The organism is Sphaerisporangium sp. NBC_01403 (genome assembly GCF_045040145.1).
GTDB lineage: Bacteria > Actinomycetota > Actinomycetes > Streptosporangiales > Streptosporangiaceae > Sphaerisporangium > Sphaerisporangium viridialbum.
The window spans coordinates 1,063,091-1,077,071 of sequence record NZ_CP109534.1 but is presented as its reverse complement, the minus strand read 5'-3'; the positions used below and the strand labels follow the sequence as shown (position 1 = coordinate 1,077,071).

Here is a 13,981-nt window from a genome sequence, read left to right as displayed (position 1 = left end):
CCGCCAGAACCGGCCATACTTGGCCTCGTAGCTGTATAAGGTCCAGGAGTTGCCGCCTCAAAGCCAACGGCGGGGGAGCATGCATATCGTCATCATGGGATGCGGCCGGGTCGGTTCGACCCTTGCCCACATCCTCGAGGACAGCGGCCACTCGGTCGCGATCATCGACAGGGACCCTCAGGCGTTCCGGCGCCTGCGGGCGGGCTTCCGCGGGCGCCGTGTCACCGGCATCGGCTTCGACCGGGACGTCCTGGAGGAGGCCGGCATCGAGTCGGCCGCCGCGTACGTCGCGGTGAGCAGCGGCGACAACTCGAACATCATCTCCGCGCGCGTCGCGCGCGAGACGTTCGGCGTCGACAACGTCGTGGCCCGCATCTACGACTCCCGGCGCGCCGAGGTCTACCAGCGGCTGGGCATCCCCACGGTGGCCACCGTTCGCTGGACGGCCGACCAGATCCTCCGGCGGGTGCTCCCCGAGGGCGCCGAGCCCCTCTGGCGCGACCCGACCGGCGTGGTCATACTGGCCGAGGTCGCCTACCACTCCAGCTGGATCGGCAGCCGCACCCGCACGCTGGAGGAGGCCGCGGGCGCCCGCGTCGCCTTCCTCAACCGCATGGGCGAGGCCCTGCTGCCCAAGGAGGAGACGGTGCTCCAGGAGGGCGACATCCTCCACATGATCGCCGGTGACAACGACATGGACCGGATCAACAAGGTGCTGTCCGCCGCGCCCGAGGAGGAGTCCAACTGATGCGCGTCACGATCGCGGGCGCGGGGGCGGTCGGCCGGTCCATCGCGGCGGAGCTGCTGGAGAACGGCCACGAGGTCCTGCTCATCGACATCGACCCCCGGGCCATCAAGATCGACAGCGTGCCGCGGGCCGAGTGGCTGCTCGCCGACGCGTGCGAGATCTCGTCGCTGGACGAGGCCGGGCTCAACAACTGTCATGTGATGATCGCCGCGAGCGGCGACGACAAGGTCAACCTGGTCGTCTCGCTGCTGGCCAAGACCGAGTACGGCGTGCCGCGCGTGGTCGCCCGCATCAACCACCCGAAGAACGAGTGGCTGTTCAACGAGTCGTGGGGCGTGGACGTCGCGGTCTCCACGCCGCGCCTGCTCTCGGCCCTGGTCGAGGAGGCGGTCAGCGTCGGCGACCTGGTGCGGCTGATGACCTTCCGTCAGGGCCAGGCCAACCTCGTCGAGCTCACGCTTCCCGAGGACGCCCCCGTGGTCGGCCAGCGGGCCGGCTCGGTGCCCTGGCCGCAGGATTCCGCGCTGGTGGCGATCCTGCGCGAGGGCCGGGTGCTGGTGCCCTCCGACGACGATCCCCTGGAGGCGGGCGACGAGCTGCTGTTCGTGGCCAGCCAGGAGGTCGAGGAGGAGCTCGCCCACCTGCTCGCCCCCCACTGAGAGCTCACCACCCACTGAGAGCTCACCCCCCACTGAGGGGGGCTCACCCCTCGCTGGGGGGGCTCACCCCTCGCTGGGGGTTGCCCCCCACTGGGGGCCGATCACAGCGAAAGCGCCGGGGCCCCCTGAGGGGCCCCGGCGCCGCCGTATCCGCCTCTTAGGCGCTGGCTCCGGGCGTGGTCGGCGAGATGGGGGTTCTCCCCCGGGCGAGCACCCAGACCATGGCGCCGAGCGCCGCGACCTGGATGGGCCAGCCCAGCACGACCTTCGCCACCCCGAGGGCGGCAACCTGGTCGGCGTAGTAGAGCGGCAGTTGCACGACCACCCGCAGCAGGCAGGGCAGGATCAGCAGCCACGTCAGCCGCGAGCAGAGCCGGACGATGCCGGAGTCCTGCCGCCAGCCAGTGGGGTCGCCGGTCACCGAGCCGATGAGGAACCCCACGACCGGCCACCGGACGACGATCGACAGCACCATCACGGCGGCGTAGCCCCCGTTGTAGAGGATGCCGGGCAGGAAGACGTCCTTGGCATCCCCCGAGCGGCTGGCGAAGACCGCGCCGATGCCGATGCCGATGAGGCTGTTGATCACGAACTGCGGCGTGGTCCGCTGCGCGAGCCGTACGAGCAGGAGCAGCACGGCCACGCCGATGCTGACCATGAGCGAGATCTTGAGCTGCTCGGTGGAGATCCACGTGATCGTGAACACCACCGTCGGGACCGCCGCCTCGATGATGCCGCGCACGCCACCGAGCGCCTTGGCGAGCTGGGCACGGATGGCGCTCTCGACGGTCTCGTGCGCGACCTCGTCCTGGATCGTCGTGCCGGACGCGCTCACGGACGCGCTCCCCGCCGGCGCGCCGCGCCCGCTCTCGTCGCGCCGTCTCGCCACTGCATGATCATTGGTCTCCTCGCCTGGCGGAACCGTGGTCACTGGCCACTCGCTGGGCGCAGCTCGTAGCGGGGGTTGAACATCACCTTGCGGCCGTCCTGGATGCTGACCAGACCCTCGGCCCGCACCACCCGGCCCGGCTCGATGCCGACGATCTTGCGCCGGCCCAGCCAGACCAGGTCGACCACATCGGAGCCGTCGTAGAGCTCGGCCTCCAGGGAGGGAACGCCGCCCCGGGGCCGCAACGTCACCGTGCGGAGCGTGCCCGCCACGCAGAACCTCCTGCGCTGGCCGCACGACGCGATGGGCGTCGCGCCGTAACGGTCGAGGTCCTCCTGGAGCTCCGCGGCCTCCAGCTCGGCCTGGCTGGTGGTCAGCCGCCGCAAGAAACCGCGCAGCCCGCGTTTGACGGGCTCTGCCGTACTCATCTCTCGTTCAACTCCTCGGGAGCCCATGCGATCCTGACCGCAGCTTACGTCAGCGAACCTCGGTGATCTCAGGCCCACGCTCGAACGGATTGAGGTCCGCCTTGCCCTCCTCGGTCGCCTGCTGCTCGACGGCCTGCCGGGCCTCGGCGGGCAGCCGCAGCTCGATCGGCTCTTTGGGGGCCATGGGCTGGTCTCCGCGCACCACGACGATGTCGCGGATGACGTCCTCCAGAACTTTGCCCGCCTCGGGGTCGGCGATGGCACGGCCGCTGAGGACGCCCCGCAGGAACCAGCGGGGGCCGTCGACGCCGATGAACCGGACCGGCTGCTTGGCGCCGTCCTGCTGGATCTCGGCGGCGAGCTCGGGACCGAAGGGGCCCTGCCGCTCCTCGCAGGCGCCGCCCGCGGCGGTCAGCTCGCGGGTCAGCTCGGAGCGGACCTCGTCCCAGATGCCGCTCTTCTTGGGGGCCGCGAAAGCGTGCACCTGGAGGGCACTCTCGTTGACCAGCACCACGGCGCCGACGATCTGGTCGCCGGCGACGTTCAGCTGGACCTCGAACCCGGGGCCGATGGGCAGCCGCATGCCGCCCAGATCGACCCGCTCGGTCTCGGGATGGGGCTCGTCGGCGTCCCATGGTCCCGACTCGCGGTCGGACACCGGCGCGTTCTCGGCGACCGGTGCCGACTCCTGTTCTTCCGCATGACGGCGGCGTCGGAACACTTCGTTCACACTCCTTATCGACTTATCGACCGGTGGAGCCGAACCCGCCGGCGCCGCGCGCCGACCCGGGGAGCCGCTCCACCTCGTAGAAAGCTGCCTTCTCCACCCGCTGGACGACGAGCTGGGCGATCCGGTCACCGCGCCTGAGCCGCACGACGTCCTTGGTGTCGGTGTTGAGCAGCGTCACCCTGATCTCGCCCCGGTAGCCGGCGTCGACCGTGCCGGGCGCGTTGACGAGCGTGACGCCGAACTTGGCCGCGAGCCCGGAGCGCGGGTGCACGAAGGCGGCGTACCCGTCGGGCAGCGCGATGGCCACGCCGGTGCCCACCACGGCCCGCTCCCCCGGCAGCAACTCGACGTCCTCCGCGGCGTGGAGGTCGGCTCCCGCGTCGCCCGGATGGGCGTACGAAGGAAGCGGCAGCTCGGGGTCGAGTCGCTGGATCAGCACCTCGATCATGGATTCACCTCGTAGTCGTGGAGCCGCGCCCGGCTGACGGTGTGACCCGGCCCACCGGACCGCGGGACGCGCATCCGGGCACCCGCACCGGCGAACGGCCTTCCGGGCGCGCCGCGGCGGCCCTCAGCCTCAAGGTACGCCCTCGGAGTGACCGGGGCGGAACGGGTGTGCAACGAGTCACGAACCGAGACCTTACCCGCTGTGCTGCGGCGACATGTCCTCTCCCGCGTCAGGCACCTGGTCGGCGGGCGGCTCGGGGGCCGGTGGCGGCTCGTGCGGCACCGCGGGCGGCAGCTCGGGGGGGTGCCTGCGGAGCTCGGGCAGCGCGCGGTAGACCACGGCCGCGACCGGCACCGCGATCGCGGCGCCGGCGATGCCGCCGAGGACGCCACCGATGGCCAGCACCAGGATGATCGCGAGCGGGTGGAACTTCACGGCCCGCCCGACGATCAGGGGCTGGAGCACGTGGTTCTCCAGCTGCTGCTCGACCAGCAGGATGCCGATGAAGACCAGCGCGAACACCGGCCCCTTGGCCCCGAGCGTGACGAGCGCGGCGAGGCCTCCGGCGAAGAAGATGCCGACGATCGGGATGAAGCTGGCGAAGAAGATCAGCACGGCGAGCGGCGCCCAGAGCGGCACCCCCATGCCGAACAGCACGATGCCGATGATCACACCGTGAATCGCGGCCACGATGACGGTGCCGTGGATGTACTGCGACAGGGTGTGCCACGCGGCCCGGCCCGCCCGGTCGACACGGGGGGCGTGGGAGCCGAAGCCGCGCAGGAACCACGCCCAGATGCGGTCGCCGTCCTTGAGCATGAAGAACGTGATGAACAGCAGCAGGACGATGGAGGCGAGCACCTCGATGAAGACGGCCGCCGTCGACAGCAGGGTGCTGGTGATCTGGCTGCGCTGCTCGTTGATCTGCTTGGCGATCTCCCCCACCATGTCGGTGAGCTGCGCCTCCTTGAGGTGCAGCGGGCCGGTCAGCAGCCAGCCCTGCACGTCGCGGGCGGTCTTCTGCACCTGATCGACCAGCCGGGGGAACTCGTCGTTCGCCCGCGTGCCGATGATGAAGCCGAGGCCGACGATGATGGCGAACGCGAAGAGCATGGTGATCCACGTCGCCCAGATGGGACGCAGGCCCGCCGTGCGCAGGCGGTCGGTGAGCGGGAACAGCAGGGCGGTAAGCAGCAGCGCGATGGCCACCGGCAGCGCCACGAAGCTCAGCCGGACGATGATCTGGGCCGAGAAGTAGATCACCACACCGATGACGATGAGGCGCCAGCTCCACGCCGCCATCGCCGACAGAACCGGTGGCACGCTCCGTTCCTGGGTCTCCCGTTCCGCGATCACCTCTCCAGACTGGCACGTCAGACGGCAAAACGCGCACTGGTTACGGTCAGGTTCAAGGTCTGGTCTGCTTCCTCCACATTTCCCCGCCAGGCGATCTGTACGCGCCTGCGGGGAAACGCGGGAAAAGTGTGATCCTGCTCAGGCGGGGGCGGCCTCGGCGAGCGTGACCTCCACCCTCAGGTCGCCGTCCTGCGGCGAGAGGACGAACTCGTCGACGGCGCCCGCCGCGCACAGGTCGTCCTGCCCGTGGCGCACCAGCTCGACGGCGGAGCCCGCCACGCTGAGCAGCGCCACCTCGGCCCGCATGGACAGCCTGGCCGAGGACTTGGCCTTGCGGACCTCGCGGAGCACCTCGGACACGGTCGGCAGGACCGCCGGGTCGCCGGAGGAGGCGAACCCCGCCAGCTCGGCGGCCGGCCAGGCCGCGCGGTGGACCGACCCCGGCCGCCACCACGACCAGACCTCCTCGGTCACGAACGGCAGGAACGGCGCGAACAGCCGCAGCATCACGTCGAGCGCCCGCCGCAGCGCCGCGCGCGCCGAGTGCGCCCCCGGATCGGACCCGTACGCGCGGGCCTTGACCAGCTCCAGGTAGTCGTCGCAGAACTCCCAGAAGAACCGCTCGGTGAGCTCAAGGGCCCGGGTGTAGTCGTAGGACTCGAACGCCGCCGTCGCCTCCTCCACGACCCCGGCGAGCCGCGCGAGCATCGACCTGTCGAGCGCCTCGGTGACCTCCCCGGCGACCTCGCCGAGGCCGAGGACGAACTTCGAGGCGTTGAGGATCTTGATGGCCAGGCGGCGCCCGACCTTGATCTGGCCGGTGTCGAAGGCGGTGTCCGTGCCGGGACGCCCGCCCGCCGCCCAGTAGCGGACGGCGTCCGAGCCGTACTCCTGGAGCAGGCCCATGGGCGTCACGACGTTGCCCCTGGACTTGGACATCTTCTTGCGGTCGGGGTCGAGGATCCACCCGGAGATCGCCGCGTGCCGCCAGGGCGCGACGCCGCTCTCCAGATGCGCCCTGACCACCGAGGCGAACAGCCAGGTGCGGATGATCTCGTGCGCCTGCGGGCGGAGGTCCATCGGGAACACCCGCCCGAACAGGTCGGCGTCGCGCTCCCAGCCGCCGATGATCTGCGGTGACAGCGAGGACGTCGCCCAGGTGTCCATGACGTCGGGGTCGGCGGCGAAGCCGAACGGCCTGCCCCGCTGGTCCGGCGCGTACCCGGGCGGCACGTCGCTGGACGGGTCGACGGGCAGCGCCTCCTCGCAGGCCGCGATGGGCGCGTCGTAGATCGGCTCCCCCACGGAGTCCAGGGGGTACCAGACGGGGATGGGGACGCCGAAGAACCGCTGCCGGGAGATCAGCCAGTCGCCCGCGAGGCCCTGGACCCAGTTCTCGTAGCGGACCCGCATGTGCGGCGGGTGCCACGACAGCTCCCTGCCGCGCGAAAGCAGCGCCTGCCGGAGCTCGGCGTCCCGCCCGCCGTTGCGGATGTACCACTGGCGGGTCGTGACGATCTCCAGCGGCCGGTCGCCCTTCTCGTAGAACTTGACCGGGCGGGAGACCTTCCTCGGCTCGCCGGAAAGCTCGCCGGACTCCGCCAGCATCTCGACGATGCGCTCGCGGGCGCTGTGCGCGGTCTTGCCCGCCAGCTCGGCGTACGGCCCGGCGGGGACGCCCTCGGGCGCGTCGGGCAGCAGGCGCCCGTCCCACCCGATGACCGGCCGGGTCGGCAGGTCGAGCTCGCGCCACCAGACGACGTCGGTGACGTCGCCGAAGGTGCAGATCATGGCGATGCCCGAGCCCTTGTCGCGCTCGGCGAGGCGGTGGGCCAGGACGGGCACGTGGACGCCGAAGATCGGCGTGCTCACGGTCTTGCCGAACAGCGGCTGGTAGCGCTCGTCGTCGGGGTGGGCGACCAGGGCGACGCAGGCCGGGATCAGCTCGGGCCTGGTGGTCTCGATGTGGACCCCGCCGGCGTGCTCGGTGCCGGGGACCCCGCCGAACCGGATGCGGTGGAAGGCCCCCGGCCACTCGCGGTCCTCGAGCTCGGCCTGGGCCACGGCCGTGCGGAACGTGACGTCCCACAGGGTGGGGCCCTCCGCGACGTACGCCTCGCCGCGCGCGAGGTTGCGCAGGAACCCGCGCTGCGAGGCGGCGCGGGAGGCGTCGTCGATCGTCGCGTAGGTGAGCGACCAGTCGACCGAGAGCCCGAGGTGGCGCCAGAGCTCCTCGAAGGCCTTCTCGTCCTCCTGGGTGAGCCGCTCGCACAGCTCGATGAAGTTGCGCCGTGAGACGTTGACCTGGCGCTTGGGGTCGGGCTTGGCGGGTGGCTCGAAGCCGGGGTCGTAGGGCAGGGAGGGGTCGCAGCGAACGCCGAAGTGGTTCTGCACGCGCCGCTCGGTGGGCAGTCCGTTGTCGTCCCAGCCCATGGGGTAGAAGACCTCACGGCCGCGCATGCGCTGGAAGCGGGCGATCGTGTCGGTGTGGGTGTAGGAGAAGACATGGCCGACGTGCAGGGATCCGGACACGGTGGGCGGGGGCGTGTCGATCGAGTAGATCTGGTCCCGCGTCTTCGACCGGTCGAACCGGTAGGTGCCCTCGGCGTCCCAGCGGCCTACCCATACCGACTCGAGCCCATCGAGGGAGGGCTTGTCGGGAACGGTGGTATGGCGCAGTCGCTGTTCGGTCATGGCGCCTTATGGTATGGCGTCGCGGTGCCGACCGGCACGAGGGACTAGGGTTCAGCTAGATCGACGAGGGGAGAAGTCATGGCCAAATCGAATGACACCGAGAAGCCGGACATGGCCTGGCGGCTGATCGGCGCGGTGGTGGCGCTCGGCGTGGGATACGGCGCCCGCAAGGCCATCGAGTTCGGCTGGCAGAAGACCACGGGCAAGAAGCCCCCGGCCGACCCCAACTCGCTGGAGACCAGCCTGGCCGAGGCGATCGGCTTCGCCGTGGTGCTGGGCGTCGGCATGGAGGTCGCCCGCATCGTGGCCACCCGCACCGCCCACAAGAGGTACCAGGCGTGGAAGGCCATCCCCGACAAGGTCGAGCGGGCCGTCAAGTCCTAGCCCGGGCCGTCCCTTCGGGGCCGTTCCGTGCCGTGCCGGCCACTCTTTCGTGACCGGCGACGGCGAGGGTCATGCGGTCAGCGTTCGAGGGCGGCCAGGAACTCCCCGGCCCACCGGTCGACGTCGTAGGTGGCCACCCGGCGGCGCATCGAGCGCATCCGGCGGGACAGCTCGTGGGGCGTGGCCCGCATGGCGGCGACCATCTGCCGCTTGAGCCCCTCCACGTCGTAGGGGTTGACGAGGAAGGCGTGTTTCAGCTCGTCGGCCGCCCCGGCGAACTCGCTGAGCACCAGCGCGCCCCGCAGGTCGTGCCGGCAGGCGACGTACTCCTTGGCGACGAGGTTCATGCCGTCGCGCAGCGGCGTCACCACCATGACGTCGGCCGCGCAGTAGAGGGCGGCCAGTTCTTCGCGGTCGTAGGACTGGTGGAAGTAGTTCACCGGGGGCACACCGAGCACTCCGTGCTGCCCGTTGATCCGCCCGACGCGCAGCTCGATGTCGTCGCGCAGGTGGCGGTACTCCTCGACGCGCTCCCTGCTCGGGGTGGCGATCTGGACGAACACCGCCTCCCCCGGGCTGACCGTCTTGTCCGCGAGCAGCTCCCCGAAGGCCTTGAGGCGCTGGCCGATGCCCTTGGTGTAGTCGAGCCGGTCGACGCCGAGCAGGACGTGCTCGGGCTCGCCAAGCTCGGCGCGGATCTCCTTCGCGCGGGCGAGGATGTGCGGTTCCCGTACGAGGTTGTCCAGCTCGCCGAAGTCGACCGAGATCGGGAACGCCTCGGCGCGCACCGTGCGGTCGCCGACGACGATCTCCGAGCGCTGGTTCTGCAGGCCGAGCTGGCGGCGGCAGAGCCGGATGAAGTTGGAGGCGCCACCGGGCCGCTGGAAGCCCACCAGGTCGGCGCCGAGCAGGCCTTCGAGGATCTCGCGCCGCCACGGGAGCTGCCAGAACAGCTCGGCCGGCGGGAAGGGGATGTGGAGGAAGAATCCGATCTTCAGGTCGGGGCGCAGCGCCCTCAGCATCGCGGGGACGAGCTGGAGCTGGTAGTCCTGCACCCAGACGACGGCGTTCTCGGCGGCGATGTCGGCGGCGGCCCTGGCGAACCGCTCGTTGACCGCGCGGTAGGCGTCCCAGAGCACCCGGGAGTAGATCGGCGTGGCGACGACGTCGTGGTAGAGGGGCCAGAGGGTCGCGTTGGAGAAGCCCTCGTAGTAGAGCTCGACCTCGTTGGCGGAGAGGGGTACGGGGATGAGGTTCATGCCGTCGTGCTCGAAGGGCTTGAGCTCCTCGCCGGGAGCTCCGTGCCAGCCCAGCCACGCGCCGTCACGGCGCTGCATCACGGGCGCGATCGCCGTCACCAGCCCGCCGGGACTGCGCCGCCATGACGCTGTGCCTTCGGCTGTGATGGTCCTGTCCACAGGCAACCGGTTCGCGACGATCAGGAATGAGCTACGCACACGTCCTCCCTCGTGATCGGTTTAGGACCACCTTACGAAATCGGACGCGGCGCTCTGTACAGGGCCTCCGGCTATGGAGTATGCGGGTTTCCGTCCGGGCGGCCTACCGGGCCAGCCAAATCGGACAAATAGCTCACAAAGGGGAGGAAAGGCATCAGCGCGGGGGTGGCAGTCCCCGCTGGCGGCGCAGGTCGGCGCGCACCATCTCGGCGAGGCGCTTGGTCGCGATCCGGTTGAGCGCTCCCCCGGCGACGGCGCCCGTCAGGAACGGGCCCAGCGTGGTCAGGTGACGGCCCATGGTGCGCAGCAGCCGCTTGCGTAACCCGGCCTTCGCGGCGGCCCCGAGGGCCAGCTGCACCGAGGCCGGTGACAGCGGGTCGACGCCCCGCTGCCTGGACCAGGCGACCGAGAAGGCCATGGCCCGCTGGCTCCCCGAGCCCTGCACCTGCACCCCGTACACCTCGTGCAGCTCGGCGAGGAGCTTGACCTCGATCGCGGCGACCACGAGGGTCTCGGCCACGAGCTGGGCGGGCGCGGAGAGCAGGAGCGGCGGCGCCGCGAACTCCGCGGCCGCCAGGGCTCCGCCGATCGCCCCTACCGCCATCGTGGCCTTGCTGGCGGTGCGGACGAGATCGTCGGCGAGCTGCTCGCCGGTCAGACCGTAGTGATGCTCCTGAAGTGCCGCGAGGTCACGGATGGGAAGGCGCGGCGCGATGGACGCGAACACGTCCGCGAGCCAGCGGCCCCGTCCGGCGCCGGACGCGCGCGCCCGCTTCCTGGCCGTGACCAGCGCCGTACTGAGGCGGCCGAGCAGCCTCCGCCGCTCGGCCCCATCCATGTCACCCGCGTCGGACAGCTTGCCGACGAGCTCGGCGACCTCGGCGTTGGCGTCGGTCGCGGGCCCGGGCAACGCGGGCCGCCCCGGCTGGTCCTGCGATGATCGATCCGCTCCTGATGTCACGGACCCTCCCAGAGTCTCAGGCGGCACATTCGCGGCAGATCTGCTGCCCGCCCTTGTCAGAGGCGAGCTGACTGCGGTGATGCACCAGGAAGCAGCGCGAGCATGTGAACTCGTCCGCCTGCCTGGGAATCACCCGGAGTGACAGCTCCTCGTTCGACAGATCGGCACCCGGCAGCTCGAGCGACTCGGCGAGATCGGTCTCGTCGATGTCGATGCTCCCGGAGGACTTGTCGGTCCGCCGGGCCTGGAGCTCCTGGAGGCTGTCCTCACTCAGGTCGTCGTCTGTCTTGCGCGGGCTGTCGTAATCGGTGGCCATTTGCGTATTCATCCCCCTCATCTATGGCTTGCGCGTCGCGCGTCGCGCGTCTGTAACGTCTGGGCGGTCCATCTTGTGCCCGTATCTCTCGGGGAATTTTGCAATCGGTACCCCGTCAGAACGGTCGATGAACCTCCTAACACGTGAGGGCCTTGCCGCCTTCGCCGCCCGGTTAGCCAAATATGGCGAAAACCTAAGCATTGGCCACAGGACCCATCGTGTTCGACGGCACATCCAACCACATGTCTGGCGTGAACGAGACGCCCCCCGCCGTATCAACCCGCCGGAAGTCGCACCGTCATCACGAGCCCCCCGCCTTCCCGTGGGACCGCCTTGACGATCCCCTGATGGGCGCGGACCACCGCGCGCACGATGGACAGCCCGAGCCCCGCGCCGCGCGCGGATTCCACGCGGTCGGAGTTGAGGCGCCTGAACGGTTCGAACAGGTCGTCCACCTCGTACGCGGGCACGTGCGGCCCAGTGTTGGCCACCTGAACAACGGGAGTGCCGTCCACCATTCCCGTGCGCAGCCAGACCTCACCGGACTCGGGAAGGTTGTGCTTGATCGCATTCTCCACGAGGTTGGCCACCAGTCGCTCCACCAGCACCGGGTCCCCCACCGTGGGGGCGGGGCGGAGATCGACGTGCACGGTGACCTTGGTCTCCTCGGCGAAGGACGCGTGCTGCTCCACCACCGCCTGCCCGACGTCCTGGAGATCGACGGGCTTGCGCACCGCCAGCTCGCGTTCGCTACGGGCGAGCAGCAGCAGGCCCTCGATCAGGTGCTCGTTCCTGGCGTTCGTGCCGAGCAGCGTACGGCCCAGCACCCTCAGGTCCTCCGAGGCGTGTGGATCGCCTAGGGCGACCTCCAGCACGGTGCGGTTGATCGCCAGCGGGGTGCGCAGCTCGTGGGAGGCGTTGTCGACGAACCGCCGCTGGGCGTCGAAGGCGCGGTTGAGGCGGGTGAGCATGGCGTCGAAGGTGTCGGCCAGCTCCTTCAGCTCGTCGTCCGGGCCCTGGAGGTCGATGCGATCGTGGGCGAGCGAGGTCTCCGACAGCCGACGTGCGGTGGCGGTCATCTTCTGGACCGGCCGCAGCGCTCGGTCGGCCACGAAGTAGCCCAGGATCAGCGCGAGGATTCCCACCCCTCCGAGCGCCAGCAGCGACCGGTGCAGGACGTGGGTCTGCGCGGCGGCGATCGTGGACTGCCGGTAGTGGTCCCACTGCTGCTGGACCTGGATCACCACCTGCGCGGGCCACTCGTCATAGATGGGGAACTCGGGCCAGGCCTGGCTGATGGCGCCGCCCACGAAGGAGTAGATCACGAACAGCAGAAGCGCTCCCGCCACGAAGAACAGGGCGCCGTAGGTCAGCGTGAGCCGTACCCGGATGCTCATCCGCCCGGTGATCCGCTTCAGCTGGGCGATCAGGTCCTGCGGGACGGGGTTGGAGGCCACCGGCGGCGGGCCGTCCCAGGCGGGGGGTCCGCTCGGCGGGGGTGGCGAGGTCCGCGGGCGGAACGACCAGCGCGTGCTCTCGACGGTCGGCTGCTCGCTTCTCCAGACGTCCGGGGCCGAGCGCTCGGCCTCCGTCCCTCGCGACGACTCTCCCGCCCGGACCGACAGCGCCCCGGCCCCCGGCGAACCGGACGACTCCTCCGCGCCCGGAGGCAACGGGGAGCCCGGTGGAACGATGACCGGCTGGGGCGAGGAGAAGGTCGGCCGCCCGGCCTCCCGGTCGCGTTCCGCGCTCACAGCTTGTATCCCACTCCTGGCACGGTCTCGATCACCGCCGGGTCGCCTAGCTTCTTGCGCAGGGTCATCATCGTGACCCGCACCACGTTGGTGAACGGGTCGATGTTCTCGTCCCACGCCTTGTCCAGCAGGTCCTCCTGGCTGACCACGGCCCCCTCGGCCCGCATCAGCTCCTCGAGGACGGCGAACTCCTTCTTGGTGAGCGCGATCTCGTTGTCCTCCCTGGTCACCAGGCGCTTGCCCGGGTCGAGGCGGATGCCCGCGCGCTCCAGCACGGGCGGCAGCGCGGGGGCCGACCGCCGGCCGAGCGCCCGCACGCGCGCCACGAGCTCCATGAAGGCGAACGGCTTGGCGAGGTAGTCGTCGGCGCCCAGCTCAAGGCCCTCGACCTTGTCGTCCACCTCTCCCGAGGCGGTCAGCATCAGGATGCGCGTGGCCGTGCGCTGCGCCACGAGCCGCCTGCAGACCTCGTCACCGTGGATCTTCGGCAGGTCGCGGTCGAGCACGACCACGTCGTAGTCGATGTACCCCGTGCGCTCCAGCGCGCCGACGCCGTCGTACGCCACGTCCACGGCCATCGCCTCGCGGCGGAGCCCCGTCGCGATCGCGTCCGCGAGCACCCGCTCATCTTCCACCACAAGCACCCGCACGGCCCCTGGCACCTCCTGTAGTCCGGACCTGGCGCGACCAGTCCTGTACATCCGCCCCTGGCGACGCGCGTGGCGCCCGTCCAGGCAGTACAGCTCGCAGGCTCATTGTTGCCACATTTGGCTTAAGCGCATGGTAAGCACTCGCCAGCAGTGCGGCGGACAGGTGACATAAAGCACACTCCAGACATCCGGCATTCGTGGTTTAAGGGAGACAGCCGGGTGGGTAGACCCGCAAGACCCACTCGCACCGCCGGGGAAGATTCTGTGCTCTCCCCAGGCTGTACGTGGCACGACTGCTCCTTCGCCCCTCGAGAAAGAAGGTGAGATGGGCGAGTTCACCACCACGATCGAAAATCGGCTCGACCAGGCCTACAAGGGTCTCCAGGAGGCACGCACCAGTGGCGACGACTTCCTCGCCGACACTCTCTGCGCGGAGATAGAGGATCTACGCCGGATCGCCGTCGACAACGGCGTCTCCATCCAGCACTGCTGACCCTCCTTCAACGA

At 70.2% G+C, this 13,981-nt stretch carries 15 protein-coding genes; 4 read left to right on the top strand and 11 right to left on the bottom strand.

What is annotated here, in order from left to right; all coding sequences use genetic code 11:
- The first annotated feature begins 79 nt into the window (after positions 1 to 79).
- Positions 80 to 748 (top strand): potassium channel family protein, encoded by a 669-nt coding sequence (locus OG589_RS04590; RefSeq protein ID WP_405146440.1) that lies wholly within the window; start codon positions 80 to 82, stop codon positions 746 to 748.
- Complete coding sequence (locus tag OG589_RS04585; RefSeq protein ID WP_363914647.1) at positions 748 to 1,407, top strand: TrkA family potassium uptake protein; 660 nt, start codon at positions 748 to 750, stop codon at positions 1,405 to 1,407. Before OG589_RS04590 ends, OG589_RS04585 begins: the two co-directional genes overlap by 1 nt.
- Positions 1,408 to 1,564: 157 nt before the next feature.
- Here the strand turns inward: OG589_RS04585 and OG589_RS04580 are convergent, their stop codons facing one another.
- From OG589_RS04580 to valS, 6 genes are all read right to left on the bottom strand, one after another.
- Positions 1,565 to 2,296, bottom strand: coding sequence for a DUF3159 domain-containing protein (locus tag OG589_RS04580; RefSeq protein ID WP_405146438.1), 732 nt, complete (start codon positions 2,294 to 2,296; stop codon positions 1,565 to 1,567).
- Positions 2,297 to 2,334: 38 nt separating this feature from the next.
- The gene (locus tag OG589_RS04575; protein ID WP_405146436.1) at positions 2,335 to 2,724 is read right to left on the bottom strand and encodes an OB-fold nucleic acid binding domain-containing protein; all 390 of its coding nucleotides are present in this window, start codon (positions 2,722 to 2,724) and stop codon (positions 2,335 to 2,337) included.
- Positions 2,725 to 2,773: 49 nt separating this feature from the next.
- Positions 2,774 to 3,454 carry a DUF3710 domain-containing protein gene (locus OG589_RS04570; protein WP_405146434.1) on the bottom strand — a complete coding sequence of 227 codons (681 nt, stop codon included), beginning with the start codon at positions 3,452 to 3,454 and terminating at the stop codon, positions 2,774 to 2,776.
- 13 nt (positions 3,455 to 3,467) lie between these two features.
- Positions 3,468 to 3,902, bottom strand: coding sequence for a dUTP diphosphatase (gene dut / locus OG589_RS04565; RefSeq protein ID WP_358555570.1), 435 nt, complete (start codon positions 3,900 to 3,902; stop codon positions 3,468 to 3,470).
- Between the two features lie 192 nt (positions 3,903 to 4,094).
- Positions 4,095 to 5,225, bottom strand: coding sequence for an AI-2E family transporter (locus OG589_RS04560; RefSeq protein ID WP_405146433.1), 1,131 nt, complete (start codon positions 5,223 to 5,225; stop codon positions 4,095 to 4,097).
- Positions 5,226 to 5,396: 171 nt separating this feature from the next.
- The gene (gene valS / locus OG589_RS04555) at positions 5,397 to 7,952 is read right to left on the bottom strand and encodes a valine--tRNA ligase (protein WP_405146432.1); all 2,556 of its coding nucleotides are present in this window, start codon (positions 7,950 to 7,952) and stop codon (positions 5,397 to 5,399) included.
- Positions 7,953 to 8,030: 78 nt separating this feature from the next.
- On the opposite strand from valS, the gene OG589_RS04550 reads away from it, so the two are divergent.
- Entirely contained in the window at positions 8,031 to 8,336 is a 306-nt protein-coding gene (locus OG589_RS04550) for a DUF4235 domain-containing protein (RefSeq protein ID WP_405146430.1), read from the top strand.
- Between the two features lie 77 nt (positions 8,337 to 8,413).
- Here the strand turns inward: OG589_RS04550 and OG589_RS04545 are convergent, their stop codons facing one another.
- The 5 genes from OG589_RS04545 to OG589_RS04525 all read right to left on the bottom strand — a co-directional run bounded on the left by OG589_RS04545 (position 8,414) and on the right by OG589_RS04525 (position 13,474).
- Positions 8,414 to 9,793, bottom strand: coding sequence for a trehalose-6-phosphate synthase (locus OG589_RS04545; RefSeq protein WP_405146429.1), 1,380 nt, complete (start codon positions 9,791 to 9,793; stop codon positions 8,414 to 8,416).
- Between the two features lie 154 nt (positions 9,794 to 9,947).
- Complete coding sequence (locus OG589_RS04540) at positions 9,948 to 10,754, bottom strand: hypothetical protein (protein WP_405146427.1); 807 nt, start codon at positions 10,752 to 10,754, stop codon at positions 9,948 to 9,950.
- 16 nt (positions 10,755 to 10,770) lie between these two features.
- Positions 10,771 to 11,070, bottom strand: a complete 300-nt coding sequence (locus OG589_RS04535; protein ID WP_114029376.1) for a DUF4193 domain-containing protein — start codon at positions 11,068 to 11,070, stop codon at positions 10,771 to 10,773.
- Positions 11,071 to 11,345: 275 nt separating this feature from the next.
- A complete protein-coding gene (locus tag OG589_RS04530) occupies positions 11,346 to 12,824 on the bottom strand; it encodes a sensor histidine kinase (protein ID WP_405146425.1) in 1,479 nt (492 codons plus the stop codon).
- Positions 12,821 to 13,474: a response regulator transcription factor gene (locus tag OG589_RS04525; RefSeq protein WP_405146423.1), complete on the bottom strand. Its 654-nt coding sequence runs from the start codon at positions 13,472 to 13,474 to the stop codon at positions 12,821 to 12,823. The genes OG589_RS04530 and OG589_RS04525 overlap by 4 nt, the downstream gene beginning before the upstream one ends.
- A gap of 325 nt (positions 13,475 to 13,799) precedes the next feature.
- On the opposite strand from OG589_RS04525, the gene OG589_RS04520 reads away from it, so the two are divergent.
- Positions 13,800 to 13,967 carry a hypothetical protein gene (locus tag OG589_RS04520; protein WP_358561898.1) on the top strand — a complete coding sequence of 56 codons (168 nt, stop codon included), beginning with the start codon at positions 13,800 to 13,802 and terminating at the stop codon, positions 13,965 to 13,967.
- The last annotated feature ends 14 nt before the right edge of the window (positions 13,968 to 13,981 follow it).